The organism is Mycobacterium sp. NTMscope_MAC_269 (assembly GCF_976985695.1).
Map to the genome: position 1 here is coordinate 3,444,523 of NZ_OZ335668.1, position 24,785 is coordinate 3,469,307.

The 24,785-nt window shown below is 68.1% G+C and carries 25 protein-coding genes, 1 pseudogene and 1 riboswitch; of the genes and pseudogenes, 15 read left to right on the forward strand and 11 right to left on the reverse strand.

Translation table 11 applies throughout. The features are described 5' to 3' along the window. Positions 1-46: 46 nt before the first annotated feature. The 4 genes from prrA to ACZ50Z_RS16000 are packed head-to-tail and all read left to right on the forward strand — an operon-like array spanning position 47 to position 4,027. On the forward strand, positions 47-757 hold the full coding sequence (prrA, locus tag ACZ50Z_RS15985) for a two-component system response regulator PrrA (RefSeq protein WP_007777113.1): 711 nt from the start codon (positions 47-49) through the stop codon (positions 755-757). Between the two features lie 15 nt (positions 758-772). Beyond that, entirely contained in the window at positions 773-2,110 is a 1,338-nt protein-coding gene (locus ACZ50Z_RS15990; protein ID WP_464484431.1) for a sensor histidine kinase, read from the forward strand. A 55-nt stretch (positions 2,111-2,165) separates the two neighbouring features. Beyond that, entirely contained in the window at positions 2,166-2,429 is a 264-nt protein-coding gene (locus tag ACZ50Z_RS15995) for a DUF2630 family protein (protein WP_464484432.1), read from the forward strand. After that, complete coding sequence (locus tag ACZ50Z_RS16000) at positions 2,426-4,027, forward strand: phytoene desaturase family protein (RefSeq protein WP_464486264.1); 1,602 nt, start codon at positions 2,426-2,428, stop codon at positions 4,025-4,027. Before ACZ50Z_RS15995 ends, ACZ50Z_RS16000 begins: the two co-directional genes overlap by 4 nt. A gap of 45 nt (positions 4,028-4,072) precedes the next feature. Here the strand turns inward: ACZ50Z_RS16000 and ACZ50Z_RS16005 are convergent, their stop codons facing one another. Both ACZ50Z_RS16005 and pdxH read right to left on the reverse strand, forming a co-directional pair. Continuing rightward, entirely contained in the window at positions 4,073-5,368 is a 1,296-nt protein-coding gene (locus tag ACZ50Z_RS16005; RefSeq protein WP_225327335.1) for a citrate synthase, read from the reverse strand. A 127-nt stretch (positions 5,369-5,495) separates the two neighbouring features. Beyond that, entirely contained in the window at positions 5,496-6,170 is a 675-nt protein-coding gene (pdxH, locus tag ACZ50Z_RS16010) for a pyridoxamine 5'-phosphate oxidase (RefSeq protein WP_464484433.1), read from the reverse strand. Between the two features lie 72 nt (positions 6,171-6,242). Between pdxH and ACZ50Z_RS16015 the strand changes: the two genes are divergently transcribed. Together ACZ50Z_RS16015 and ACZ50Z_RS16020 are read left to right on the forward strand one after the other, a co-directional pair. Further along, positions 6,243-7,364 (forward strand): citrate synthase 2, encoded by a 1,122-nt coding sequence (locus tag ACZ50Z_RS16015; RefSeq protein ID WP_464484434.1) that lies wholly within the window; start codon positions 6,243-6,245, stop codon positions 7,362-7,364. A 134-nt stretch (positions 7,365-7,498) separates the two neighbouring features. After that, positions 7,499-7,957 (forward strand): VOC family protein, encoded by a 459-nt coding sequence (locus ACZ50Z_RS16020; protein ID WP_464484435.1) that lies wholly within the window; start codon positions 7,499-7,501, stop codon positions 7,955-7,957. 35 nt (positions 7,958-7,992) lie between these two features. On the opposite strand, the gene ACZ50Z_RS16025 is transcribed toward ACZ50Z_RS16020, so the two are convergent. Further along, entirely contained in the window at positions 7,993-9,681 is a 1,689-nt protein-coding gene (locus ACZ50Z_RS16025) for an FAD-dependent oxidoreductase (RefSeq protein ID WP_464484436.1), read from the reverse strand. A 21-nt stretch (positions 9,682-9,702) separates the two neighbouring features. Continuing rightward, positions 9,703-10,728: an AurF N-oxygenase family protein gene (locus ACZ50Z_RS16030; RefSeq protein ID WP_464484437.1), complete on the reverse strand. Its 1,026-nt coding sequence runs from the start codon at positions 10,726-10,728 to the stop codon at positions 9,703-9,705. Between the two features lie 247 nt (positions 10,729-10,975). Between ACZ50Z_RS16030 and serC the strand changes: the two genes are divergently transcribed. After that, complete coding sequence (gene serC, locus ACZ50Z_RS16035) at positions 10,976-12,106, forward strand: phosphoserine transaminase (RefSeq protein ID WP_464484438.1); 1,131 nt, start codon at positions 10,976-10,978, stop codon at positions 12,104-12,106. A gap of 178 nt (positions 12,107-12,284) precedes the next feature. Continuing rightward, positions 12,285-13,055, forward strand: coding sequence for a septation protein SepH (gene sepH / locus ACZ50Z_RS16040; RefSeq protein WP_464484439.1), 771 nt, complete (start codon positions 12,285-12,287; stop codon positions 13,053-13,055). A 53-nt stretch (positions 13,056-13,108) separates the two neighbouring features. On the opposite strand, the gene ACZ50Z_RS16045 is transcribed toward sepH, so the two are convergent. Genes ACZ50Z_RS16045 through ACZ50Z_RS16055 form a run of 3 tightly spaced genes read right to left on the reverse strand, consistent with a single transcriptional unit; the run spans position 13,109 to position 14,698 of the window. Beyond that, complete coding sequence (locus tag ACZ50Z_RS16045) at positions 13,109-13,387, reverse strand: DUF2537 domain-containing protein (protein ID WP_464484440.1); 279 nt, start codon at positions 13,385-13,387, stop codon at positions 13,109-13,111. A 10-nt stretch (positions 13,388-13,397) separates the two neighbouring features. Continuing rightward, on the reverse strand, positions 13,398-14,270 hold the full coding sequence (locus tag ACZ50Z_RS16050) for a TrmH family RNA methyltransferase (protein WP_464484441.1): 873 nt from the start codon (positions 14,268-14,270) through the stop codon (positions 13,398-13,400). Continuing rightward, the gene (locus ACZ50Z_RS16055; RefSeq protein ID WP_067258402.1) at positions 14,267-14,698 is read right to left on the reverse strand and encodes an Rv0880 family HTH-type transcriptional regulator; all 432 of its coding nucleotides are present in this window, start codon (positions 14,696-14,698) and stop codon (positions 14,267-14,269) included. Before ACZ50Z_RS16055 ends, ACZ50Z_RS16050 begins: the two co-directional genes overlap by 4 nt. 193 nt (positions 14,699-14,891) lie before the next feature. Between ACZ50Z_RS16055 and ACZ50Z_RS16060 the strand changes: the two genes are divergently transcribed. Together ACZ50Z_RS16060 and ACZ50Z_RS16065 are read left to right on the forward strand one after the other, a co-directional pair. Then, positions 14,892-15,167 carry a DUF2530 domain-containing protein gene (locus ACZ50Z_RS16060; protein ID WP_464484442.1) on the forward strand — a complete coding sequence of 92 codons (276 nt, stop codon included), beginning with the start codon at positions 14,892-14,894 and terminating at the stop codon, positions 15,165-15,167. A 23-nt stretch (positions 15,168-15,190) separates the two neighbouring features. After that, positions 15,191-15,655 carry an SRPBCC family protein gene (locus ACZ50Z_RS16065; RefSeq protein WP_464484443.1) on the forward strand — a complete coding sequence of 155 codons (465 nt, stop codon included), beginning with the start codon at positions 15,191-15,193 and terminating at the stop codon, positions 15,653-15,655. Between the two features lie 176 nt (positions 15,656-15,831). Here the strand turns inward: ACZ50Z_RS16065 and ACZ50Z_RS16070 are convergent. Next, positions 15,832-16,614: pseudogene (locus tag ACZ50Z_RS16070) on the reverse strand (DUF3027 domain-containing protein); the annotation flags it as partial. A 130-nt stretch (positions 16,615-16,744) separates the two neighbouring features. Here ACZ50Z_RS16070 and ACZ50Z_RS16075 point away from each other — a divergent pair. Both ACZ50Z_RS16075 and ACZ50Z_RS16080 read left to right on the forward strand, forming a co-directional pair. Beyond that, complete coding sequence (locus tag ACZ50Z_RS16075; protein ID WP_464486265.1) at positions 16,745-18,415, forward strand: MFS transporter; 1,671 nt, start codon at positions 16,745-16,747, stop codon at positions 18,413-18,415. After that, a complete protein-coding gene (locus ACZ50Z_RS16080) occupies positions 18,412-18,912 on the forward strand; it encodes a DUF2771 domain-containing protein (RefSeq protein WP_464484444.1) in 501 nt (166 codons plus the stop codon). Before ACZ50Z_RS16075 ends, ACZ50Z_RS16080 begins: the two co-directional genes overlap by 4 nt. A gap of 29 nt (positions 18,913-18,941) precedes the next feature. Here the strand turns inward: ACZ50Z_RS16080 and ACZ50Z_RS16085 are convergent, their stop codons facing one another. The 3 genes from ACZ50Z_RS16085 to ACZ50Z_RS16095 form a co-directional block, all read right to left on the reverse strand. Continuing rightward, positions 18,942-19,946 carry a glutathione S-transferase family protein gene (locus ACZ50Z_RS16085; protein ID WP_464484445.1) on the reverse strand — a complete coding sequence of 335 codons (1,005 nt, stop codon included), beginning with the start codon at positions 19,944-19,946 and terminating at the stop codon, positions 18,942-18,944. A 15-nt stretch (positions 19,947-19,961) separates the two neighbouring features. Then, complete coding sequence (locus ACZ50Z_RS16090) at positions 19,962-21,914, reverse strand: acyl-CoA dehydrogenase family protein (protein WP_464484446.1); 1,953 nt, start codon at positions 21,912-21,914, stop codon at positions 19,962-19,964. An 88-nt stretch (positions 21,915-22,002) separates the two neighbouring features. Continuing rightward, positions 22,003-22,410, reverse strand: a complete 408-nt coding sequence (locus ACZ50Z_RS16095; RefSeq protein WP_464486266.1) for a cold-shock protein — start codon at positions 22,408-22,410, stop codon at positions 22,003-22,005. Positions 22,411-22,576: 166 nt separating this feature from the next. Here ACZ50Z_RS16095 and ACZ50Z_RS16100 point away from each other — a divergent pair, with 166 nt between their 5' ends. Genes ACZ50Z_RS16100 through ACZ50Z_RS16110 form a run of 3 tightly spaced genes read left to right on the forward strand, consistent with a single transcriptional unit; the run spans position 22,577 to position 24,358 of the window. Then, positions 22,577-22,984, forward strand: coding sequence for a YccF domain-containing protein (locus tag ACZ50Z_RS16100; protein WP_464484447.1), 408 nt, complete (start codon positions 22,577-22,579; stop codon positions 22,982-22,984). Next, positions 22,981-24,075: a GTP 3',8-cyclase MoaA gene (gene moaA, locus ACZ50Z_RS16105; RefSeq protein WP_464484448.1), complete on the forward strand. Its 1,095-nt coding sequence runs from the start codon at positions 22,981-22,983 to the stop codon at positions 24,073-24,075. Before ACZ50Z_RS16100 ends, moaA begins: the two co-directional genes overlap by 4 nt. 4 nt (positions 24,076-24,079) lie before the next feature. Then, positions 24,080-24,358: a MoaD/ThiS family protein gene (locus ACZ50Z_RS16110; RefSeq protein ID WP_464486267.1), complete on the forward strand. Its 279-nt coding sequence runs from the start codon at positions 24,080-24,082 to the stop codon at positions 24,356-24,358. A gap of 232 nt (positions 24,359-24,590) precedes the next feature. Continuing rightward, positions 24,591-24,774, forward strand: a riboswitch (cyclic di-AMP (ydaO/yuaA leader). Positions 24,775-24,785: the final 11 nt, after the last annotated feature.

Below are 24,785 nucleotides of genomic sequence, written 5' to 3' on the forward strand. Positions count from 1 at the left end.
GCCCCCAGGTCGCGCCTCCCACAGCCCCAGACAGCAATCAGGCAAAATGGGCGGCATGGACACAGGAGCTAGCTCACCGCGGGTCTTGGTCGTCGACGACGACTCCGATGTGCTCGCGTCGCTGGAACGTGGCCTGCGGCTGTCCGGATTCGAGGTGTCGACCGCGGTCGACGGCGCCGAGGCATTACGCAGCGCCACCGAGACCCGGCCGGACGCGATCGTGCTCGACATCAACATGCCGGTGCTGGACGGCGTCAGCGTCGTCACCGCGCTGCGCGCCATGGACAACGACGTTCCGGTCTGCGTGCTCTCGGCCCGCAGCTCGGTCGACGACCGCGTGGCGGGCCTGGAGGCCGGCGCCGACGACTACCTGGTCAAACCGTTCGTGCTGGCCGAGCTGGTCGCGCGGGTCAAGGCGCTGCTGCGCCGCCGCGGCGCCACCGCCACGTCCTCGTCGGAAACCATCACGGTGGGTCCGCTGGAAGTCGACATCCCGGGCCGGCGCGCCCGCGTCAACGGCGTGGACGTCGACCTGACCAAGCGGGAATTCGACCTGCTGGCGGTGCTGGCCGAACACAAGACCGCGGTCTTGTCCCGCGCGCAGCTCCTCGAGCTGGTGTGGGGCTACGACTTCGCCGCCGACACCAACGTCGTCGACGTTTTCATCGGATACCTGCGCCGCAAGCTGGAGGCCAACGGCGGGCCGCGGCTACTGCACACCGTGCGCGGAGTGGGATTCGTGCTGCGCATGCAGTAAACCGGTCGAACGGCCATGAACTTCCTGTCCCGGATCCTGACCCGTACGCCGTCGCTACGGGCCCGGGTCGCGGTCGCGACGGCGATCGGCACCGCCATCGTTGTGGTGATCGCGGGGGCGGTTGTGTGGTTCGGCATCACCAGCGCCTGGAAGGAGCGCCTGGATCGGCGCCTGGACGAGGCGGCGGGTTTCGCCATTCCCTTCCTGCCGCGCGGGCTCAGCGAGATTCCACGCGCCCCCAACGATCAGGACACCGTCATCACGGTGCGACGCGACGGCCAGGTCAAGTCCAACTCGGACATCACGCTGCCGCCGCTAGAGGAGGGCTACGCCGACACCTACATCAACGGTGTGCGCTACCGAGTGCGCACCCTCGAGGTCCGCACGCCGCAGCCGGCGACGGTGGAAGTGGGCGCCACCTACGACGACACCATCGCGCAGACCAATAACCTGCATCGCCGGGTGATCCTGATCTGTGCGCTGTCGATCGGCGCGGCGGCGGTATTCGCTTGGCTCCTGGCGGCTTTCGCGGTGCGGCCATTCAAACGGCTGGCCCAGCAGGCCCGTTCGATCGACGCCGACGAACGGCCGCAGGTGGCGGTGCGCGGTGCCACCGAGGCGGTCGAGATCGCCGAGGCCATGCGGGGGATGCTGCAGCGGATCTGGACCGAACAAGACCGGACCCAGGATGCGCTCGCGTCCGCACGCGATTTCGCCGCCGTGTCCTCCCACGAGTTGCGCACTCCCCTGACCGCGATGCGCACCAACCTCGAAGTGCTGTCCACGCTGGACATGCCGGACGAACAACGCAAAGAGGTGCTGGGCGACGTCATCCGCACCCAGTCGCGCATCGAGGCCACGCTGAGCGCGCTCGAGCGGCTGGCCCAGGGCGAGCTGTCGACGTCCGACGATCACGTGCCGGTCGATATCACCGAATTGCTCGACCGCGCCGCCCACGACGCCACCCGGATCTACCCCGGGGTCGACGTCTCCCTGGTGCCGTCGCCCACCTGCATCATCGTCGGCCTGCCGGCCGGGTTGCGCCTCACCGTCGACAACGCGATCGCCAACGCCGTCAAGCATGGCGGCGCCACCCGCGTCGAGTTGTCGGCGGTCAGCTCGCGCGCCGGTGTGGAGATCGCCATCGACGACAACGGGCGCGGCGTGCCCGAGGACGAGCGCCAGGTGGTGTTCGCCCGGTTCTCCCGCGGATCGACGGCCTCCCATTCGGGATCGGGCCTGGGATTGGCATTGGTGGCCCAGCAGGCCGAGCTGCACGGGGGGACCGCTGAGCTGGAAAGCAGCCCGCTCGGTGGCGCGCGGCTGGTGCTGCGGCTCCCCGGACCCAGTTAGCCGCACCGGCCGTCGGCGGCTATCAACCCCCTCGCGGGTCGGGCAGACTGGAGCGATGGCCAACGGCAGCAAACCCACCGACCACGACACCCTGGCACACATCCGCAACCTCGTCGCCGAGGAAAAAGCGCTGCGGGCCCAACTGCAGCGCGGTGACATCGACACGTCGGAGGAACACGACCGCCTTCGGCGCATGGAGATCGAGCTCGACCAGTGCTGGGATCTGCTGCGGCAGCGCCGGGCGCTCCGCGAGAGCGGCGGTGACCCGCGCGAGGCGGAGGTGCGACCGCCCGACGAGGTCGAGGGCTACCTGAGCTGAGTGTTCACGCGACCGACGTCGACGCGGTGGACGTCGTCGTCGTAGGCGGCGGGCACAACGGCCTCGTCGCGGCGGCCTACCTGGCCCGGACGGGCCTGCGGGTGCGCCTGCTGGAACGGCTGGAACAGACCGGCGGCGCGGCCGTCTCGGCGCAACCCTTCGACGGCGTCGACGTCCGGGTATCGCGCTACTCCTACCTGGTCAGCTTGCTGCCGAGCCGCATCGTCGAGGACCTCGGTGCGGGGATCCGGCTGGCCCGGCGGCCCTTTTCGTCGTACACGCCCGACCCGGCCACCGGCGGCCGCACCGGGCTGTTGATCGGGGCGCCCGGCAACACCTTCGCCGCCATCGGCGCGGCAGACGACGCGCCCGGCTTCGCCGCCTTCTACCAACGTTGCCGGCTGGTGACCGAACGGCTGTGGCCGACGCTGCTCGAACCCCTGCGCTGTCGCGGGGAGGCCCGCCGCCACGTCGTGGAGAGTAACGACCGCCTCACGGCGGCCGCCTGGGAAGCCCTGATCGAGGAACCGGTCGGCGCGGCCATCGCCGACGCGGTGGGCAACGACCTGGTTCGCGGCGTGATGGCCACCGACGCCCTCATCGGCACCTTCGCCCGCCTCGACGATCCGTCATTGAGGCAGAACGTCTGCTTTCTGTATCACGTGCTCGGCGGCGGCACCGGGGACTGGGACGTCCCGATCGGCGGGATGGGCGCGCTGACCACCGCCCTGGCCACCGCCGCCGTCGACCACGGCGCCGAAATCATCAGCGGCGCAGACGTTTACGCGGTCGACCCGAGCGGCGAGGTGCGCTATCGCACCGGCGACCACGAGCACCGGGTCCGGTCCCGGTACATCCTCGCCGGTGTCACGCCCACCGTGCTGGCCGGGCTACTCGGCGAAAACCCGTCACCGGCGGCCGCCGGCGCGCAGGTCAAGGTGAACATGGTGCTGCGGCGGCTGCCCCGGCTACGCCACCGCGGCGTCACCCCCGAGCAGGCCTTCGCCGGCACGTTTCACGTCAACGAAAACTGGACGCAACTGGATGACGCCTACGCACAGGCGGCCGCGGGCCACCTACCGAATCCCCTGCCGTGCGAAGCGTATTGCCACTCCCTGACCGACTCCAGCATCCTGTCCGACGACCTACGCGGCTCGGGCGTCCAGACGATGACGGTGTTCGGCCTGCACACGCCGCACGCGCTGTTCACCGACGCCGACCCCGACGCGCTGCGCGACCAGCTCACCGATAAGGTGCTAGCGTCGCTGAATTCCGTTCTGGCCGAACCGATTCAAGAGCTACTGCTGCACGACGCGCACGGGCGCCCGTGCATCGAGACGACGACCACATCAGATCTCGAGCGCGCCCTGCGCATGAGCGGCGGCCACATTTTCCACGGCGGCCTGTGCTGGCCGTTCGCCGACGATGACGACCCACTGGATACCCCTGCGAGGCAATGGGGCGTGGCCACCGCTCACGAACGAATCATGTTGTGCGGCTCGGGCGCTCGCCGCGGCGGCGCGGTGTCCGGCATCGGCGGACACAACGCCGCGATGGCAGTGCTCGCCGCCCTCGCGAGCAGACATGAAAGCACCTGAAAGAGTGCTGTTTGCGGTGCTTTCGCGTCTGCCCGGCCGAGAGAACTAGCGCGCGTCGATCGTCGCGTAGTCGCGCTCGGTGTAGCCGGTGTAGATCTGGCGCGGGCGACCGATCTTGCTGTCGCCCTCGTCGTGCATCTCGCGCCAGTGCGCGATCCAGCCGGGCATCCGGCCCAGCGCGAACAGCACGGTGAACATCCGGGTCGGGAACCCGAGGGCGCGGTAGATCAGGCCGGTGTAGAAGTCGACGTTGGGGTACAGCTTGCGCTCGACGAAGTAGTCGTCGGTCAGTGCCGCCTCTTCGAGCTCCTTGGCGATGCTGAGCAGGTCGTCGTCGCCACCGAGCTTGGCCAGGATCTTGTCCGCCTGCTCCTTGACGATGCGGGCCCGCGGGTCGTAGTTCTTGTAGACGCGGTGGCCGAAGCCCATCAGCTTGACGCCGGCCTCGCGGTTCTTCACCTTCCGGACGAATTCGCTGACATTGTCGTCGCTTTCGCGAATCTGCTCGAGCATCTCGAGGACCGCCTGGTTGGCGCCGCCGTGCAGCGGACCCCACAGCGCGTTGATGCCACCGGACACAGAGGTGAACAGGTTGGCTTGTGACGAGCCGACCAACCGCACCGTCGACGTCGAGCAGTTCTGTTCGTGGTCGGCGTGCAGGATGAGCAGCATGTCCAGCGCCCGAATGATCTCGGGGTCCGCCTGGTAGGGCTCGGCGGGCAGCCCGAACGTCATGCGCAGGAAGTTCTCCACCAGCGTCAGCGAGTTGTCCGGGTAGAGGAACGGCTGACCGACCGACTTCTTATATGCATAGGCGGCGATGGTCGGCAGCTTGGCCAGCAGCCGGATGGTGGACAGCTCGACCTGCTCGGTGTCGGTCGGGTCGAGGGAGTCCGGGTAGTACGCCGAGAGCGCGTTGACCGCGCTGGACAGCACCGGCATCGGGTGGGCGTTGCGCGGAAAGCCGTCGAAGAACCGCTTCAGGTCCTCGTGCAGCATGGTGTGCAACTGAATCCGCTTGGTGAACTCGGCCAGCTGCTCCTTGCTGGGCAGCTCACCGTAGATCAAGAGGTAGCTCACCTCGATGAAAGTGGACTTCTCGGCCAACTGCTCGATCGGGTAGCCGCGGTAACGCAGGATTCCGGCGTCACCGTCGATGTAGGTGATGGAGCTCTTGCACGACGCGGTGTTGACGAAGCCGTTGTCGAACGTGGTGTAGCCGGTCTTGGACAACAGCGAGCCCAGCGCGATGCCGTCAGCGCCTTCGGTGGCGCTGACGATCTCTAGGTCGGTCTCACCGCCCGGGTACTTCAGAGTGGCGGTGTCGTCGGTGTCGGCCACGAGAACCCCTTTGCGCTCTGGCTGATATGGCTGCCCTGACTTGGATGCTTACTGCTGAAGGTAGTCGTTATGGCGACGAGGCGCCTGCCCGGGGTCGAGTCCGCTGGTCATGCCGCCAATCGGCGCGCTAGGGCTGAAGGCGCTCGACGCGATCACCGCTGACCCGGATGCGGTTATGCAACCGGTTTTCCCGTCCCTGCCAGAACTCGACCACCTCCGGCGCGATGAGATAGCCGCCCCAGCCCGGCGGCACCGGCACCCGCTCGCGGTCGGCGAAGCGCGCGGTCACCTCCTCCAGCTGGCCCAAGAGCGCGGCCCGCGAGGCGATCGGTTGCGACTGCTGTGAGGCCCAGGCACCCAACTGTGACCCGCGCGGCCGTTTCGACCAGTAGTCCTCGGTGGCCTCCGCGGTGACCTTGCTCACCGGGCCGCGGACGTGGACCTGGCGGCCGAGCTGGTACCAGGGAAACGTCACCGCCGCGTACGGCGTCACGGCCAGATCGCCGCCCTTGGCCGAGTCATAGTTGGTGAAAAAGGTGATTCCGGTCTCGTCGATGGCCTTGCACAGCACCGACCGGCTCGCCGGCCGGCCGTCGGCGGTGACGGTGGCCAGCACCATCGCGTTGGGCTCCGCGACACCCGATTGCTCGGCGTCCCCGATCCATCTGCGCAACAACGAAACCCAACCGTCTTCGAGCCAGTCGGTGTCGAGATCCGGACTGTCGTCCTTCTCCGCCGATCCGTATTCCACACGCATTCTTTGCAGGTGCTCTTTTCCTGGCTCGGGGTCTGGTCGTGCCATCGCGTCAACGCTACCGGCGCTTGCTACCGGCCGGTAGCGTCGGCTCGAGCGGGGGGTGCGAGAATTTTCGGCATGACTGTGGTCCCCGAAGACTTTGTCCCCGGCCTCGAAGGCGTGGTCGCCTTCACCACCGAAATCGCCGAACCGGATAAAGACGGCGGCGCGCTGCGCTACCGCGGTGTCGACATCGAAGACCTGGTGGGCCAGCAGGTCACCTTCGGCGACGTGTGGGCGCTGCTGGTCGACGGCAAGTTCGGCCACGGGCTGCCGCCCGCCGAGCCGTTCCCGCTGCCCATCCACACCGGCGACGTGCGCGTCGACGTGCAAGCGGGCCTGGCGATGCTCGCCCCGATCTGGGGGTACAAGCCGCTGCTGGACACCGATGACGCCACCGCCCGCAACCAGCTGGCCCGGGCGTCCGTCATGGCGCTGTCCTACGTTGCGCAGTCCGCGCGCGGTATCTATCAGCCCGCGGTACCCCAGCGGGTGATCGACGAATGCGAAACGGTCACCGCCCGTTTCATGACGCGCTGGCAGGGCGAGCCGGACCCGCGCCACGTCGAAGCGATTGACGCCTATTGGGTTTCGGCGGCCGAGCACGGCATGAACGCCTCGACGTTCACCGCACGCGTCATCGCCTCCACCGGCGCCGACGTGGCCGCGGCGCTGTCCGGGGCGATCGGCGCGATGAGCGGACCCCTCCACGGCGGCGCGCCGGCGCGGGTGCTGCCGATGATCGAAGAGGTCGAGCGCACCGGCGACGCGCGCGGTCTGGTCAAGAAGATCCTGGACAGCGGCGACAAGCTGATGGGATTCGGGCACCGGGTGTATCGCGCGGAGGACCCGCGGGCGCGGGTGCTGCGCGCCACCGCCGAGCGGCTGGCCGCGCCGCGCCACGAGGTTGCCGTCGCGCTGGAACAGGCCGCCCTCGCCGAGCTACGCGAGCGCCGCCCGGACCGGGCCATCGAGACCAACGTCGAGTTCTGGGCCGCCGTCATCCTGGACTTCGCCCGGGTGCCGGCCAACATGATGCCGGCGATGTTCACCTGCGGACGCACCGCCGGATGGTGCGCCCACATTCTCGAGCAGAAGCGGCTGGGCAAGCTGGTCCGGCCGTCGGCCATCTACGTGGGCCCCGAGCCGCGCAGTCCGGAGTCCGTCGAGGGTTGGGACCGCAACCTCACCAACGCCTGACGCCTGCCTGGTTGTCGGTGCCCGGCGGTCTAATGGTCGCTGTCGCGCGATGAGTTTGCGTCATCGACGCAGTCATACGTCGTGAGCCTGCCCGCCGGGGGCAGGCGACGGAGCCGACAGCAAGGAGAACCAGCATGGCGATCAACATCGAACCCGCACTGTCCCCGCACCTCGTGGTCGACGATGCCGCCGCGGCAATCGACTTCTATGTCAAGGCTTTTGGAGCCGAGGAGATTGGGCGCGTGCCGCGTCCGGACGGCAAACTGGTGCACGCCGCGGTGCGCATCAACGGCTTCACGGTGATGCTCAACGACGACTTCCCGGAGGTGTGTGGCGGCAAGTCGATGACACCGACCTCGTTGGGTGGCACCCCGGTGATGATCCATCTCACCGTCACCGACGTCGACGCCAGCTTCCAGCGGGCGCTAAACGCCGGTGCCACGGTGGTGACTCCTTTGGACGACCAGTTCTGGGGCGACCGCTACGGCATGGTCGCCGACCCGTTCGGTCACCACTGGTCACTGGGGCAGCCGGTCCGCGAGGTCAGCATGGAGGAGATCACCGCGGCGATGTCCGGGCAGGGAGCCGGTTAGGGCGATCGCGCGCGAAGCGGATCGCCTCACCGGTTCTAGCCGAGCAGGCGGTCCAAGAGCCGGCGTCGCTGCGGCGGCGCCGGCTCGGCGGTCGCCGCGGCCGCGAGCATCGCGGCGACGTCGGTGAACTTGCTGCGGGGCCGGCCGTCACCGCTGCCGCGCGCGATTTCGGCGGCGTCGATGGCGCGCCAGCCGGCCGCGTCGATGGCGTCGGGCCGGCGGGCGCGCACCAGGGCGGTCAGCGCCTCGGCCTTGGCCACCGGGTCGGTCAGCGTGCCGGCGTTGAAATCGGCGACCAGGGCCTGCACGGTCTGGAACGAGCACGATTTGTTGGTGCCGATGAATCCGCTCGGGCCCCGCTTGATCCAGCCCGCGACGTATGCGCCCGGCACCGGTGCGCCGGTGGCGGGATCGACGACGCGCCCGCCGTCGTTGGGCACCACGGCCGCCGATTCGTCATAGGGAAGACCGCGAATTGGCTTGCCGCGGTAGCCGATCGACGTTAGCACCAGACCCGTATTCAGGCGGCGCACCTCATCGGTTCCGGTGACCGAGAACTCCACACCGGTCCCGCGCTGCTCCCCCAGCACACGGTTTGGAGTGAGCCGGTACGCCGGCCTGATCCGCGGGCGTGACGCCGGCGCCGACGCGTCGCCCAGCGTGCTCAAGATTTCCAGCTTGCTCTTCGTCAGGGGGTCCGACGCCGTCGCGAGGTCGGCGATGACCAGCTCGTGGTCGGCCGCACTGAGCACGACCTCGGAGCTACCGGTGAGCCCGATCAGTTCGGGCAACGTGAACGCCGACTGGGCCGGGCCGCGCCGGGCGGCGATCACCACCTCACGCACCGCCGAGCCGCGGAGCGCCGCCAACGCGTGGTCGGCGATGTCGGTGCGGGCCAGCTCGTCGACGTCCGCGGTGAGCACCCGGGCGACGTCGAGGGCGACATTCCCGTTGCCGATGATCACCACCCGCTCGTGGCTGAGATCGACTGGCAGATCGGCGAAGTCGGGATGCCCGTTGATCCAGGCCACCAATTCGGTCGCGGTCCCGGTACCGGCCAGACCCATGCCCTCGATGTCCAGGCAACGGTCGTCGGGAGCACCCACCGCGTACAGCACGGCGTGATGGTGAGCCAACAGGTCGTCGTGGCTGAGGTGGTTGCCGATCTCGATATTGAGATAGAAGCGGAAGCGGTCGTGGCCGGCGACCCGGTCGAACAGGCGGGTGACCCGTTTGGTGTTCTGGTGATCGGGCGCGACCCCGGCCCGCACCAGCCCGTACGGGGTGGGCAACTTCTCAAAGACGTTGACGCGCACGCCGTGCTGGGTGAGCAACTCGTCGGCGGCATACATCGCCGCCGGACCCGATCCGACTATCGCCACGGTCAGCGGCCGGCGGCGGGCACGCACCTCGGCGGCCGGGATGACCGGGGCCAGCTTGGAGGTCGGCGGAAGCTTCTCGCCCTCAGGCCTTTTCGGGTAAAACGACGCGTTGATCTCGACGAAGGGCAGCTGCTTGGTATCCAGCCGAGTGTCGGGCGCGATGGCCCCGACCGGGCAGGCGCTCACGCACGCGCCGCAGTCCACGCACGCCACCGGGTCGATGTAAAGCATCTCCGAGGTGGCGAAGCCGGGCTCGTCCGGCGTGGGGTGAATGCAATTCACCGGACACGCGAAAACACAGGACCCGTCGTTGCAGCACGACTGGGTAATAACGTGCGGCATGAAACCTACAGACCGGACCCGTTATGCGGCCGGGACCGCGGCCAGGTGCTGGCGCTGCGGCTCGCTGCGGTAGCGCGACGGCTTGCCGTTGATCTTGCACAGCCGCCACATCAACCGCGCCGAGCGCGTCTCCATCAGCCCGGTGTCATAGGCCAGCATCCGCACGTCACCGAACATGTCGCTGAGCCACTTGCGCGATTCCGGCGAGCGGAAGAACAGCTCCTTCTTGACCGCACGCGGAATGTCGAACTCCTGCCAGAAAGCCTTGGGCGGGACCACGATTGCGCGGCACAGCGCCTTCATGGTCAGCGGCAGGTACAACGCGGTCCAGAATCGCTGCCTCTTGGTCAACTCCGGCACCCGCTTGCGCAGGAACTCGTGGGCGAACGAGATGTGGCGGGCTTCCTCGGCGACGTGAATCGCCATCACCCGTTCCATGATCGGGTGCAGCGACTTGCCTTCGCGCAGAACGTTTTTCTGCGTGTGGTCGATGGGCTCCTCGCCGGCGAGCACTCCGATGAAGAACGCCACCGGCAGCGGCCCGGCCACCAGCGGGACCAACGGCGAAAGCCACTTGAGCATCCGCGGCATGCCCGGGACGTCGGCGCCGATGCGGTTGACCATCTCCTGGAACATCATGGTGTGGTTGCACTCTTCGACCGACTCGTGCAGGCAGTACCGGTATTCGGGCGATCCGTTGGGTACCCAGAACGTGTAGTTCATCAGGCCGCGGATCAGGATGGATTCGAAGTGCAGTCCCACTTTCGCCACGTTGGCCTGGCGCCACATCCCGATCTTGATCTTGCGCTCATCTGACTGCGCCAGGTACCAGGGATGATGGCCCAGCGGGTCGGTCGCCGGCAGGATCCACCGGGGGTCGTTGTCGGTGACAGCGAATTCCGGTGATTCCCAATCGATGTCGGTGTATGGGTTGAAGTTCCGCCGCACCGACCCCTCGGACAGTGTGGCAAGCATGTTGACGTAGTCAGCGTCGTCGCGCACTTCCATGTTGCGGCGCCAACGCCGGACCAATCGCGTCCTAGCCATAGTCTAGGCCTCCTCAACGAGGTTTACATTTGGACGTGCTATGTCCAGACAGTACCGGAGGTACCGGATATTTCCTAGACCCCTCCGAGGCACTGTGACCTGACCAGTGGTCATCAAATTTGTATGCCCTGGATCACACCCGGTGAAACGTGGGAGACTGCCCGAGCAGGCTTTTTGCCGCGACGGCAGGCACCGGCGGTCGGCCCGGGGGATCGCCCCACCGGGGCGGCTCACTACCCTGATGAGCATGGCTGACCAGCTCACAGTTCCCCTTGAAATTCCCGACGCCATCAAACCCCGCGACGGCCGCTTCGGGTGTGGCCCGTCCAAGGTCCGGCCCGAACAACTGCAGGCGCTGACCACGGCCGCGGCGCCGCTGTTCGGAACCTCGCACCGACAGGCGCCGGTCAAGAATCTGGTGGGCCGGCTGCGGTCCGGGCTCGCCGATCTGTTCTCGCTGCCCGAAGGCTACGAGGTCATTCTCGGCAACGGCGGCGCGACCGCGTTCTGGGATGCCGCGGCCTTCGGCCTGATCGACAAGCGGTCGTTGCACCTGTCCTTCGGCGAGTTCAGCTCGAAGTTCGCCTCCGCGGTCGCCAAGAACCCCTTCGTCGGCGATCCGGTCGTCATCAAGGCGGACGCCAGCGGCGCGCCCGAGCCGCAGAGCGACCCCTCGGTCGACGTGATCGCCTGGGCGCACAACGAGACGTCCACCGGCGTCGCGGTACCCATCGCCCGGCCCGCCGATTCCGGCGACGCGCTGATCGTCATCGACGCGACCTCGGGCGCGGGCGGCCTGCCGGTCGACATCGCCGAGACCGATGCCTACTACTTCTCTCCGCAGAAGAATTTCGCCAGCGACGGCGGCCTGTGGCTGGCCGTCATGAGCCCCGCCGCGCTGGCCCGCGTCGAGTCCGTCTCCGCCTCCGGCCGCTGGGTGCCCGACTTCCTGTCACTGCCGATCGCGGTGGAGAACAGCCTCAAGGACCAGACCTACAACACCCCGGCGGTCGGAACCCTGGCGCTGATGGCCGAGCAGGTCGACTGGATGCTGGACAACGGCGGGCTGGACTGGGCCGTCAAGCGCACGGCCGACTCCTCGGGGCGGCTGTACTCGTGGGCCGAAGAGCGGTCCTACGCCACCCCGTTCGTCACCGACCCGAAGCTGCGCTCGCAGGTGGTGGGCACCATCGATTTCGCCGACGACGTCGACGCCGCGGCCGTGGCGAAGATCCTGCGCGCAAACGGCATCGTCGACACCGAGCCGTACCGCAAGCTCGGCCGCAACCAACTGCGGGTCGGGATGTTTCCGGCGGTGGACCCCGACGACGTCAGCGCTCTGACGCAGTGCGTCGATTGGGTCGTCGAGCGCCTTTAGACCGGTGACGACGCCGCCCGACACAGGCTGCTGAGGACGCGGACGAACAGACACTGACTGGAGGGCAATCGGCGCGCCACCGCCCAGCGTGTCAGCACAGGTGATGGGCGGTTGCTGGACTAAAGTGCGCCGTGACGGGTCCGTCGCTGACCTGCACGGAGCCTGCGAGGAGATAGCCATGCGGGAACTCAAAGTGGTTGGGCTCGATGCCGACAGCAAATACATCATCTGCGAGAGCGATGATCCCGCGGAGCAGTTCAAGCTGGCGGCCGACGACCGCCTGCGAGCCGTTCTGCGCGATGCGGCCCAGCACCCCGAGCAACCGCAGCTCGAGATTGAAGTCACCAACATGCTCAGCCCCAAGGAAATTCAGGCCAAGATCCGCGCAGGCGCGTCCGTCGAGCAGGTGGCCGCGGCGTCGGGCTCGGACGTCTCGCGGATCCGCCGTTTTGCTCACCCGGTGTTGTTGGAACGGTTCCGCGCCGCGGAGCTGGCAACCGCCGCGCACCCCATGCTGGCCGACGGTCCCGCCGTACTGACCTTGCTGGAGACCGTCAGCGCCGCGTTGGTGACCCGCGGTCTCGACCACGACAAACTCAGCTGGGACGCCTGGCGCAACGAGGACAACCGCTGGACGGTGCAGCTCGCGTGGAAGGTCGGACGTTCGGACAACCTTGCGCATTTCTGCTTCGCTCCCGGCGCCCACGGCGGAACGGTGACCGCCATCGACGACGCGGCCAGCGCGTTGATCGATCCGACCTTCGAGCGTCCGCTGCGGCCGGTGGCGCGGGTAGCCCACGTCGATTTCGAAGAGCCCGCGAAGCCTCCCGTCGCGGAAACCCCGGCCCCGGAGCCGGACGAAAAGCCGGTGCACACCCGCAGGGGCAAGCCGGTCATCCCGGCGTGGGAGGACGTGCTGCTCGGCGTGCGCTCGGGCGGGCAGCGCTAGGACTGGAGGGCGGCGACCCACTTCGCCCGGCTACGCCGCGCTCGCGATCACCACTAGGGCCCACCCGCGGCCGCCAGCGCGAGAAGCGCGACCCACGCTCCCGTCACGCCGACCCCGGCCCCCAGCACGAACCAGCGCAGGACCGGGGTGCGCCGCCACCCCCACAGGGTGGGCGCCAGACCCCCGGCGGCCACGACGTTCAGCCCCACGGCCAGCAGCGGGTGCACGCGAACCAAGCCCAGGCTGAGCACCACGATCGCCACAGCGGTGACTGCCGCGACGAACGCGGTCACCGTCAAACCCGTTGCCCAGGGCACGGACTCGTCTTTCATCAGCCGCAGCCTAGCCTGGCCGTTCATCGCCGCCTTTCGCCGCCGCGTGGCCCACGACGTCGCCGAGGCGGGCGCGCTCGTAGAACGCCAAGGCGGCCGCGGTCGCGACGTTGAGCGAGTCGGTGCCCCGCGTCATCGGGATGCGCGCCCGCACGTCGCTCACCCGCAGGGTGGCCGGCGTGAGACCGGGGCCCTCGGCGCCCACCAATACCGCGACGCGTTCGCCGCGCGCGGCCGTCATCGCCTCGGCCAGCGGGCATGCCGAGTCCTGCGGGGTCATCGCGAGAAGCCGAAACCCGTTGTCTTTCAACGTCATCAGCTCGGCAGGCCAAGAAGTTGCGCGCGCATACGGCACTAGCAGCGCGTGCCCCATCGACACCCGGACGGCGCGGCGGTACAACGGGTCGGCGCACCCGCTGCCGAATATCACCGCATCGACGCCCAGCCCGGCCGCATTGCGGAAAATCGAGCCGAGGTTCTCGTGGTCATTGACCCCTTCGAGCACCGCGACGGTGCGAGCGCCGGCGATCACCTCGGCCACGCTGGGCTCCGGCACCCGCCGGGCGGCGGCCAGCACGCCGCGATTGAGGTGGAAACCGACCACGCGGGCCATGACGTCGGCGGACGTCCGATAGAACGGGACGTCGCTGCCGGCCAGGTCCTCTTTGAGCTCGGTGAGCCGGCGGTCGGTGCCGAGCAACGCATGCGGGCGGAACCGGGACGCGAGCATGCGCTGGACCACCAGCACGCCTTCGGCAATCACCAGCCCTTTGCCCGACGGCAGGTCGGGGCGGCGATCGATACTGTTCAGGTCGCGGAAATCATCGAGCCTCGGGTCGTCGGGGTCGTCAACGTCGTGGACGCTGCCGGCATCGGCGCTCACGGGCTTTCGTCGACCAACGCCAACATCAGATCGGCCGCGCTGCGCAGAATGTCGCGTTGGTCGGCGTCCAGGGTCGACAGCCGCTTGGCCAGCCATTCCTGACGGGCGCGACGGTTGGCCTTTACCAACTCCGCCCCGGACTCGGAAACCGAGACGAGCACCTGCCGGCCGTCGACGGGGTGCGGCGCGCGGTCCACCAGACCCATCTCGGCCAGCGACGCGATCACCCGCGTCATCGACGGCGGCCGGACCCGTTCGCGAATAGCCAGGGCGCCGGGCGTCATCGGGCCTTCGTTGGCCAGCATCGCCAGCGCCGACAGCTGCGACAGCGACACCGGCGACGACGGGTTGCGGAACCGTAGTTGGCGGGCCAGCCGCATAACAGCCAGTGACAGGTCGCTGGCGAGCCGCGCATCGCTGTCAGGCATGGCGCGAGGTTACACGGAAGCCTGAGAAACCGGGACACCAACCGGTGAACGACGAGTGTTCACTAAACCGCACGGAATTTCATCGAAACGCTTAGCTGCGCGCCCATCCCGGTCTGCTCAGGAATTCCGATCATCCATTTCGGCGAGTAGGTGTGCCATGGGCGCGTGCCGGCGGCGGGCTATGTTAGTCGCGATGTCCGCCGAGCCTGGCCACCACCGCGCGGCACCGCCACTGCCGGCGGTCCTGATGCACGCGTGGCCGTTCATCGCGCTCGGGGCGCTGGGCTGGGTCGTCGCGGCGACCGCGGCGTTTCTGGTGCCCGCCCTGGCGAGCTGGCGCCCGGTGACGCTGGCCGGGCTGGGCGTGGGACTGCTCGGAACGACCATTTTCTTGTTCCAACTTGCCGCGGCCCGTCGCGGTGCGCGCGGCGCCCAGACCGGACTCGAAAATTATCTCGACCAGAAATGATTCGCTGACCTGTTGGAGGAGCGATGGTAGCCCCGCTATTGCAAGCGCACGTCGACATCAACGCACCCGTTTCCAAAGTATGGGAATTGATTTCCGATCTGCGGCGAATGCCGGAGTGGAGTCCGCAGTGCCGCTGGATGAAGCCGTTCGGTCCGGTGCGTCAGGGCACGCGCACCCTCAACCTCAACCGCCGCAACCGAATGTTCTGGCCGACCACCTGCACAGTGGTCGAGATCGTGCCGGACCGCAAACTCGCGTTTCGCGTCGACGCCAACCACACCATCTGGAGCTATGAACTCGAGCCGGCCGGCCAGGGCACCCGAGTGATCGAGAGCCGCCACGCCGAGAACGGCGTCACCGCGTTCTCGAACCTGTCGGTCAAGGCGCTCTTCGGCGGCACCGAAAGCTTCGAACACGAACTGCTCGACGGCATGAACGCCACATTGGCGCGCATCAAGGCCGTCGCAGAAGAAGGCGCAAGCAGCTAGTCCGGCGTCTCGCCCTGAGGCGGGGGCGGGGACTGCTGATCGGATTCGGCGGCCTCGGTCTCGGCCTGCGCCTCCGGAGCTTCGGTCAGCGACTCCGTTTGGGCTTCCGATGGCTCTGACGGCTCCGACGGCTCCGACGGCTCCGACGGCTCCGACGGCTCTGACGACGCGGTCGGCTCGACCGGCGCCTGGTGGACGTCCAGCATGCCGTCGTCGTAGGGCTCGTACGCGGGAGACCCGGTGCCCGCCGGCGCGGGGGTGTCCGAGTGCGCACCACAGCCGTACTGCTTGTCGACGATGTGCCCGTCGGCCGACAGTTCATTGCCGCACACGCCGAACATGGACCCGAGGAATCCGGACAGCGGCAGGAAGAATCCGCAGTCGCGGCACACACGCTTGGTGGATCGCGCCATCGGCGAGTCGGGGCCGTAGTCGCCGGTGTGCCAGCGCTCGGCCACCTCCGCGCGGCCCTCGCCGCTCATCACCCAGCGTCGGCCCAACCCGATCTCGGCGGCGGTCTCGTCGACCTGCGGGTCACCGCTGGCGGTGTAGCCGGGAACCAGCCGAGGATCGTCGGCGGCGGGGGCCAACAGGTCCCCGGGACTGAGGTCCCCTGGCCGTACCCGCTGCTCCCACGGCACCCATTCCGGGGCCAGCAACGCGGTCGGCCCCGGAACCAGCACCACTTCGCTGACGGTGGCGTGATCGGCGCCGGGATAGGCGGCCACGACCACGGCCCACTGCCACCCTTGGTAGCCGGGCAGATGCGCCAGGAACCGGTGGGTGGCGGTGTTCGGGTCTTCGTAGCTGACGCCCAGATAATCGCCGAGCATCTCCGGCCCGCTGTACTCCACAACGGCGGCCCTGGCCTGGTCGGCGGCGCTCGTGAGCACCGCCGCCAACCCTTCGGGCCACTCGCCCACGGTCGCCACGGAGGATCCCTCGGTGGGTCTGGTCACGCTGTCTTCTGTGTGCATTGCGGTTCCAATACTAGGTTGACGAGCGACACCCCGTTACCTGCAGACGCATGTCGCCGGCATAGGGGAGAATCGGGGAGTGTCTGGGCGGCGGCAAGACGATCCGGGCCGGGTGGCCTCCAAGCCGGGCCGCCGGGCCCCCAATGGCGTTGCCGCACAACATCCGGGCGCGGCCAACTACCCCGCCGGCGACAGCGCGCAGCGCCGGACACGCCGCCCGCCGCCGATGCCCAGCGCCAACCGCTATCTGCCCCCGCTGGGCCGCCAGCCGCAACCGGACCGCGGCAACAGCGCGCCCCCTCGTGGGCCGACTTCTGGCGAGCGGATCACGGTCACCCGCGCCGCGGCGCTGCGCAGCCGCGAAATGGGTTCGCGGATGTACTGGATGGTGCAACGCGCCGCGACGGCCGACGGCGCCGACAAGTCCGGTCTGACCGCACTGACGTGGCCGTCGGTAGCCAACTTCGCGGTGGACGCCGCGATGGCCGTCGCGCTGGCCAACACCTTGTTCTTTGCCGCGGCGACCGGGGAGAGCAAGGGCCGCGTCGCGCTGTACCTGCTGATCACCATCGCGCCGTTCGCGGTGATCGCCCCCCTCATCGGCCCGGCGCTGGACCGCCTGCAGCATGGCCGCCGCGTCGCGCTCGCCGCGTCGTTCGCCCTCCGCACGGCGTTGGCGCTGGTGCTGATCATGAACTACGACGGCGCCAGCGGGAGCTATCCGTCGTGGGTGCTGTATCCGTGCGCGCTGGCCATGATGGTGTTCTCGAAGTCGTTCAGCGTGCTGCGCAGCGCGGTGACGCCCCGGGTGATGCCGCCGAGCATCGACCTGGTGCGGGTCAACTCGCGGCTGACCATGTTCGGCCTGCTGGGCGGCACCATCGCCGGGGGCGCCATCGCGGGCGGCGTCGAATTCGTCTGCACCCATCTGTTCAAGCTGCCCGGGGCATTGTTCGTCGTCGTTGCGGTCACGATCGCCGGGGCGTCGCTGTCCATGCGGATTCCGCGCTGGGTCGAGGTGACCGCCGGTGAGGTTCCCGCCACGCTGAGCTACCGCCAGGACAGCGAACCCCTGCGCCGGAGCTGGCCCGAAGAATTCAAGAAGGTCCCCAAGAAGGCCACGGCAACGCTTCGACAGCCCTTGGGCCGCAACATCATTACGTCGCTGTGGGGTAACTGCACCATCAAGGTCATGGTGGGGTTCCTGTTCTTGTACCCCGCGTTCGTCGCCAAGGCGCATGACGCCAGCGGGTGGGCGCAGATCGCCATCCTCGGGGTGATCGGCGCAGCGGCCGGCATCGGCAACTTCGTCGGCAACTTCACCAGCGCGCGCCTGAAACTGGGCAGGCCCGCCGTGCTGGTGGTGCGCTGCACGCTGGCGGTGAGCGCGGTCGCGTTGGCGGCCTCGGTGGCCGGCAACCTGATGCTGGCCGCGATCGCCACGCTGGTCACGTCGGGGGCCAGCGCGATCGCGAAGGCCTCCCTGGACGCCTCGTTGCAGAACGATCTGCCGGAGGAATCGCGCGCCTCGGGCTTCGGGCGCTCGGAGTCGACGCTGCAGTTGGCCTGGGTCCTCGGCGGCGCCGTGGGTGTGCTGGTGTACACCGATCTGTGGGTCGGTTTTACCGCGGTCACTGCCCTGCTCATCCTGGGCCTGGCGCAGACGCTGGTCAGCTTCCGCGGCAACTCGCTGATTCCCGGCCTGGGAGGTAATAGGCCCATCATGGTCGAGCAGGAGGGTATGCGCCGCGGTGTCGGCAGCCCGGCGGTGGTCGCCGAGTGAAACCCCGTATCAACCGCGGCATGGCCGTGCTACTGGCCTGCCTGATGGCTCTGGCGTGTGTGGGTGTCGGGGTCGGCACGTGGCTGCTGGTGGGCCGCTCCGGTCCGCAACGGCCCGAGATCAGCGCGTACTCGCATGGCCACCTGACCCGGGTGGGGCCCTATCTCTACTGCAACGTGCTCAACCTCGAAGACTGTGAGACGCCGCAGACCCAGGGTGAGCTCCAGGTCAGCGAGCGGTATCCGATTCAACTCTCGGTGCCCGATGCCATCTACCGGGCGCCCTGGCGCCTGGTGCAGGTGTATGAGGATCCAACGAATTCCACCAGCACCATCTTTCGGCCGGGCACCCGGCTCGCCGTGACCATTCCCCCGGTCGACCCGCATCGCGGCCGCCTGGCCGGGATCGTCGTGCAGTTGCTGACCTTGGCGGTGGACCCGGCGGGCGAGCTCCGCGATGTCCCGCACGCGGAATGGTCTGTGCGGCTAGCGTTTTAACTTTCTTTGCCCAACGTCGACGGCGACGGTCAGGCCCCGTGGCCGGCCGGTACCCGTTCGCCTCCGACCGGCGGGCCCGGCGGCTTTCCCTCCCCGAAGGGCTTGCCGCCCAGGCTTTCTCGTCCGTGCGGAGATAGCCAGCCGGACAGATCGGGGCCCTTGGGCACGATGCGGGTGGGGTTGATGTCGGCGTGGACGATGTAGTAGTGCTGCTTGATCTGGACGAAGTCGATGGTGTCCCCGAACCCCGGCGTCTGGAACAGGTCGCGCGCGTAGGCCCACAGCACCGGCATCTCGCTCAATTTGCTGCGATTGCACTTGAAATGCCCGTGATACACCGGGTCGAAGCGGGCCAGGGTGGTGAACAACCGCACGTCGGCCTCGGTGATGGTGTCCCCCACCAGATAACGCTGCTTGGCCAGCCGCTCGCTGACCCAATCCAGCGCGGCGAACAGTCGGTCATAGGCGGCCTCGTAGGCCTGCTGCGAGCCGGCGAAGCCGCAGCGGTACACCCCGTTGTTGATTTCGGTGTAGACCCGCTTGCTCACCTCATCGATTTCTGAACGCAGCCGCTCGGGGTAGAGCTCGGGCGCGCCGTCGCGGTGGTATGCCGACCACTGCGTCGACAGGTCCAACGTCATCTGCGCGAAGTCGTTGGTGACCACGGCCCCGGTCGGCACGTCGACGATCGCCGGGACCGTGATGCCCTTGGGGTAGTCGGGGAACCGCTTGAAGTAGGCGTCTTGCAGCCGCGGGATCTTCAGCACCGGGTCCACACCACCCGGATCGAGATCGAACGTCCAACTACGCTCGTCGTGGGTGGGGCCGCAAAAGCCAATCGAGAGAACGCTTTCAAGCCCCAGTAGCCGGCGGACGATGATCGCGCGGTTGGCCCACGGACACGCGCGGGCGACGACGAGCCGGTACCGGTCTGGCTCGACCGGGTAGCCGTCGCGCCCATCTGCGGTGATGCGGGTGGTGATGTAGTCGGTGTCGCGATTGAACTCGCCTGACTGCGCGATGTAGGAAGCCATGTGTTCCATCGTGGCTCAACGCGGGCTCGTTGCCGAGCGATCGTCGGATAAGAACCGCCGGGCCAAATTGGCCTCGGTCGACGCACCCTCTTCCCAATGCGCGATCCACGGTCCGGTGCCCTCGGACTGATCGATGATCCCGTCCTCCAGCCAGCTGTACCGGCCCTGCAGCAGGTTGCGGGTCAGCTGCACATCGCTGCCGTCGGTGTTATCCCACATGGCGCGAAACAGCGTCTCCACCCGCAGCGTCGCCTGGGCGCAGAATGTTTCGGCCAACTCGTAGGCCTGCTGCCCCGCCACCGGATCGGCGGCGCGTTGCGACTCTGCCCGCACGCACGCCGCGGACATCGCGAACAACTCGGCGCCAATGTCGACGACGCGTCCCAGGAACCCCTGCCGCTGCTCCAGCTTGGCCTGCCAGCGCGCCATGCCGTAGAAGGTGTTGCGGGCGAGCTTGCGGCTGGAGCGTTCGATGAACCGGAGGTGTGCGGCCAGCGGGCCGAACTCGTGGTAGGCCCGCGGCCGCTGTCCTTCACCGAACACCAGCTGCGGCAACCACTTTGCATAGAATCCGCTCGCGCCGATCGCGGCGGCGGCCTTCTGCCGCAGGCCGGTGTCGGGCTTGGCGAGGTCGCCGGCCGCGGCGAGGTGGGCGTCGACCGCCTCGCGTGCGATGAGCAACCTCATGATCTCGCTGGAACCCTCGAAGATGCGGTTGATCCGCAGATCGCGCAACACCTGCTCGACGGGCACCGCGCGCTCTCCGCGCGCGGCCAGCGACTCCGCGGTCTCATAACCCCGCCCACCCCGAATCTGCATGACCTCGTCGGCGATCACGCAGGCCATCTCGCTGGACCACAACTTGGCCAACGCGGCCTCGATCCGGATGTCGTTGCGCCCTTCGTCAGCCATCTGCGCGGACAACTCGAGGACGGCATCGAGCGCATAGACGGTCGCGGCGACGAACGAGAGCTTGCGGGCCACCGCTTCGTGCTCGGCCAGCGGCTTGCCCCACTGCACGCGCTCACCGGACCATTCGCGCGCGATCTTCAACGCCCACTTCGACGAGCCCGTCGCACTCGCGGGGATCGACAACCGTCCGGCGTTGAGCGTGGTCAACGCGATCTTCAAGCCGTCGCCTTCGGAGCCGATCAGGTTTTCGCGCGGGACCCGCACGCGGTGCAGGCGGGTCACACCGTTTTCGATGCCGCGCAGGCCCATGAACGCGTTGCGTCGCTCCACGGTGATCCCGGGCGAATCGGCCTCGACGACGAAGGCGCTGATGCCGCCGCGGCGCCCGTCGCTGCGGGGCACCCGCGCCATGATCACCAGCAGTTCGGCCACCACGCCGTTGGTGGTCCACAACTTCACGCCGTCGAGTTCGTAGGCCTGGCCGTCGTCGACGGGGGTCGCCGTCGACGCCAGTCGGGCGGGATCGGAGCCCACGTCGGGTTCGGTGAGCAAAAACGCCGAGATGGCCCCGGCGGCGCAGCGCGGCAAGAACTTCTTTTTCTGCTCCGGGGTCCCGGCGAGCTTGAGCGGCTCGGGCACCCCGATGGACTGATGGGCCGACAGCAGTGCGCCAAGGCTGGGATGAACGCTCGTCACCATCATCAGCGCCCGGTTGTACGCGACTTGCGACATGCCGAGGCCGCCGTATTCGGTGGGAATCTTCATCCCGAAACAGCCCAGGTCGGCCAAACCCTTCACGTACTCGTCGGGAATCTGCGCATCGCGCTCGATGACGCTGCCCTCGACGGTGTCCAGGAATCCGCGCACGCTGTCGAGAAACGCGCGGGTGCGCTTCTCGTCGGCTTCAGTGGGTGTGGGGAACGGGTGTATCAGCTCGAGCGGGAAACGGCCGAGAAATAGTTCCTTCGCGAAGGACGGTTTATCCCAACCGGTTTCGCGAGACTCCTCGGCGAGCGCTCTCGCCTGCTCCTCGGTGACCTGCGCTTGCTGTGCCATCGCAGCCTCCTTGCTAGACGACCGTCATGGGGTGTGAGTACCCCATCTGCGGCCCGCCACCGAGCCGTCGTCTGCAAATTGGCTTCAGTTAGGCGTCGAGCTCCCGTGCCACTGCCTTGACCACCTCGGACACCCGACGCGCCGTCTTGCGGTCCGGGTAGCGGCCCTTGCGCAGCTCGGGCTGCACGGTGCTTTCCAGCAGCGTGATCATGTCCTCGACCATGCCGTGCAGTTCGTCGGGGTTGTGCTTGTGCTCGGCAGGGGCATCGCGGCGCGCCTTGGTCAGGCTGGGCGGCGGCTCAATCAGCTTGAGGCTCAACGCTTGCGGCCCGCGCCGTCCGGAGGCGATACCGAATTCCACCCGCTGGCCCGGCTTGAGCCCCTCGACCCCGGCGGGCAGCGCCGACGAGCGGACGTAGACGTCTTCGCCGTCCTCTTGCGACAGGAAGCCGAAGCCCTTGTCAGCGTCGTACCACTTAACCTTGCCGGTCGGCACTGGTCTCACCTGCTTGTCTTACGGATCAATAGAAATAGGCAACACAATAAGCGTCCCGCCTGCGCAGGACGCCGTATTAAGAGTCTGATCCTACTCGGACGCGGGCCTAACGAGCACCCCCGTTATTGGTCACTCGGTACGCTTGGTATTACCCCGCGGAGGAGATATGCGCCTGATCCTGAACATCATCTGGCTTCTGTTCGGCGGCCTCTGGATGGCCGCCGGATACCTGGTTGCGGCCCTCGTCAGCTTTCTGCTGATCATCACCATCCCGTTCGGCTTCGCGTCGCTGCGCATCGCCTCCTACGCGCTGTGGCCATTCGGCCGCACGATTGTCGACCGGCCGACCGCAGGGTCCGGCGCCCTGATCGGAAACGTCATCTGGGTCGTGCTGTTCGGGGTGTGGCTCGCGATCGGTCATCTGGTCAGCGCGCTGACGATGGCGCTGACGATCGTCGGCATCCCCCTGGCGCTGGCCAACCTCAAACTGATTCCGGTGTCGCTGATGCCGCTGGGCAAGGAGATCGTTCCCGTCGACTCGCCGCTTCACCACGCGCCGCCGGTGGCCGCATGACCCTGACAGCCTTGAATTTCCCGACCGTGCGGAGCCGCCCCGATCGCTCCGCGGGCGGCCGCGTCGTTCCCGGAAAGGCACCGTCCACCGGCCCGTTGGTGGATACCTACGGGCGCATCGCCACGGACCTGCGGATCTCCCTGACCGATCGCTGCAACCTGCGATGCACCTACTGCATGCCCGCCGAGGGCCTGGACTGGCTGCCGGGCGAGCAACTGCTGACTGCCGACGAGTTGGCCAGGCTGATGCACATCGCGGTCACCCGGCTGGGGGTCACCAGCGTGCGATTCACCGGCGGTGAGCCGTTGCTGGCGCGCCACCTCGAAGAGGTGGTCGCCGCGGCGGCCGCCCTGCGGCCCCGCCCCGAGATCTCCCTCACGACCAACGGCGTCGGGCTGGCGCGGCGCGCCGCCGCGCTCGCGCGGGCCGGCCTGGACCGGGTCAACATCTCGCTGGACAGCGTGGACCGCGAGCATTTCGCGGCCATCACCCGCCGCGACCGGCTCGACGACGTGCTGGCCGGCCTTGCCGCCGCCCATGCGGCCGGGTTGGCGCCAGTGAAGGTGAACGCCGTGCTCGACCCCGCGACCGGCCGCGAGGACGTGGTGCAGCTGCTGCGCTTCTGCCTCGAACACAGCTATCAGTTGCGGGTCATCGAGCAGATGCCGCTGGACGCCGGACATCAATGGAGCCGCGATGCGACGCTGACCGCCGACGACGTGCTGGCGGCGCTGCGCCCGCACTTTCAGTTACGGCCCGACCCGACGCCGCGCGGTTCCGCTCCCGCCGAGCTCTGGCTGGTCGACGAGAGCGCCGACACGCCCGGCGGCAAGGTCGGTGTCATCGCATCGGTGTCGCATGCCTTTTGCTCGACGTGTGACCGCACCCGGTTGACGGCCGACGGCCAGATCCGCAGCTGCCTGTTCGCCAAAGAGGAGACGGACCTTCGGGGGCTGCTGCGCAACGGCGCGCCCGACGAGGCGATCGAGGCGGCGTGGCGCACCGCGATGTGGGGCAAACCCGCCGGCCACGGCATCAACGACCCCAACTTCATCCAGCCCGACCGCCCGATGAGCGCGATCGGTGGCTAGCCCCATGGGGCAGTCCCCCGTCCAGGCAACCGGTATTTCAGTGACCGTGCGTTACTTCGCGGCCGCCCAGGCGGCCGCGGGCGTCGAGTCCGAGACGCTGGTGGTGCGCCCCGGCACCACGGTCGGCGAACTGGTCGAGCGGCTCGCCGCGCGAGGATCACACCTCGCCACCGTCTTGAGCCGATGCTCGTACCTCTGCGACGGCGTCGCCGTGCGCGACGAGACCACGACGTTGCAATCCGGTGACACGATCGATGTTCTGCCGCCATTCTCCGGCGGCTGAAACTGTGAAACATCTCACATAACGGAACGATAACGGCGCGGTCACGGTCCAATCTCGTGTGCGATGACCTGCGCAAACACCATGTGCTCCTGCGGTTTTCGCACGTTATCGAGAGCGAAACGCCAGGTTTCGCGACACGTGACGAGACCAACAGAAACCGTTACGGTCTCCGAAGGCTCGCCAGCCATCCCGATTGGCGGACCTCCCCTCCCTATCGCGCCGAGCTCCATCCAATAGGCGGGGGCCACCAACTCATGGATGGAGACGGGGGACCCACCGGTCCACCGTGATCGGACTGGAGCCGCCCGCGGCTCCTAGGGGTGAAGCCGACGTCGTCCTCGACGACCACGCCGGCCGGGTGGCCTCTCCAACCCGAACCCGACAGCTGACCTCGCAGGCGCGTGACGAGAGAGGAATACATCGGCGC

Coding starts and splice junctions, on each gene's coding strand:
- prrA (WP_007777113.1), top strand. CDS start 47: ATGGGCGGCATGGACACAGGAGCTAGCTCACCGCGGGTCTTGGTCGTC.
- ACZ50Z_RS15990 (WP_464484431.1), top strand. CDS start 773: ATGAACTTCCTGTCCCGGATCCTGACCCGTACGCCGTCGCTACGGGCC.
- ACZ50Z_RS15995 (WP_464484432.1), top strand. CDS start 2,166: ATGGCCAACGGCAGCAAACCCACCGACCACGACACCCTGGCACACATC.
- pdxH (WP_464484433.1), bottom strand. CDS start 6,170: ATGGCACGACCAGACCCCGAGCCAGGAAAAGAGCACCTGCAAAGAATG.
- ACZ50Z_RS16015 (WP_464484434.1), top strand. CDS start 6,243: ATGACTGTGGTCCCCGAAGACTTTGTCCCCGGCCTCGAAGGCGTGGTC.
- ACZ50Z_RS16020 (WP_464484435.1), top strand. CDS start 7,499: ATGGCGATCAACATCGAACCCGCACTGTCCCCGCACCTCGTGGTCGAC.
- ACZ50Z_RS16025 (WP_464484436.1), bottom strand. CDS start 9,681: ATGCCGCACGTTATTACCCAGTCGTGCTGCAACGACGGGTCCTGTGTT.
- ACZ50Z_RS16030 (WP_464484437.1), bottom strand. CDS start 10,728: ATGGCTAGGACGCGATTGGTCCGGCGTTGGCGCCGCAACATGGAAGTG.
- serC (WP_464484438.1), top strand. CDS start 10,976: ATGGCTGACCAGCTCACAGTTCCCCTTGAAATTCCCGACGCCATCAAA.
- sepH (WP_464484439.1), top strand. CDS start 12,285: ATGCGGGAACTCAAAGTGGTTGGGCTCGATGCCGACAGCAAATACATC.
- ACZ50Z_RS16045 (WP_464484440.1), bottom strand. CDS start 13,387: ATGAAAGACGAGTCCGTGCCCTGGGCAACGGGTTTGACGGTGACCGCG.
- ACZ50Z_RS16055 (WP_067258402.1), bottom strand. CDS start 14,698: ATGCCTGACAGCGATGCGCGGCTCGCCAGCGACCTGTCACTGGCTGTT.
- ACZ50Z_RS16060 (WP_464484442.1), top strand. CDS start 14,892: ATGTCCGCCGAGCCTGGCCACCACCGCGCGGCACCGCCACTGCCGGCG.
- ACZ50Z_RS16065 (WP_464484443.1), top strand. CDS start 15,191: ATGGTAGCCCCGCTATTGCAAGCGCACGTCGACATCAACGCACCCGTT.
- ACZ50Z_RS16085 (WP_464484445.1), bottom strand. CDS start 19,946: ATGGCTTCCTACATCGCGCAGTCAGGCGAGTTCAATCGCGACACCGAC.
- ACZ50Z_RS16090 (WP_464484446.1), bottom strand. CDS start 21,914: ATGGCACAGCAAGCGCAGGTCACCGAGGAGCAGGCGAGAGCGCTCGCC.
- ACZ50Z_RS16100 (WP_464484447.1), top strand. CDS start 22,577: ATGCGCCTGATCCTGAACATCATCTGGCTTCTGTTCGGCGGCCTCTGG.
- moaA (WP_464484448.1), top strand. CDS start 22,981: ATGACCCTGACAGCCTTGAATTTCCCGACCGTGCGGAGCCGCCCCGAT.
- ACZ50Z_RS16110 (WP_464486267.1), top strand. CDS start 24,080: ATGGGGCAGTCCCCCGTCCAGGCAACCGGTATTTCAGTGACCGTGCGT.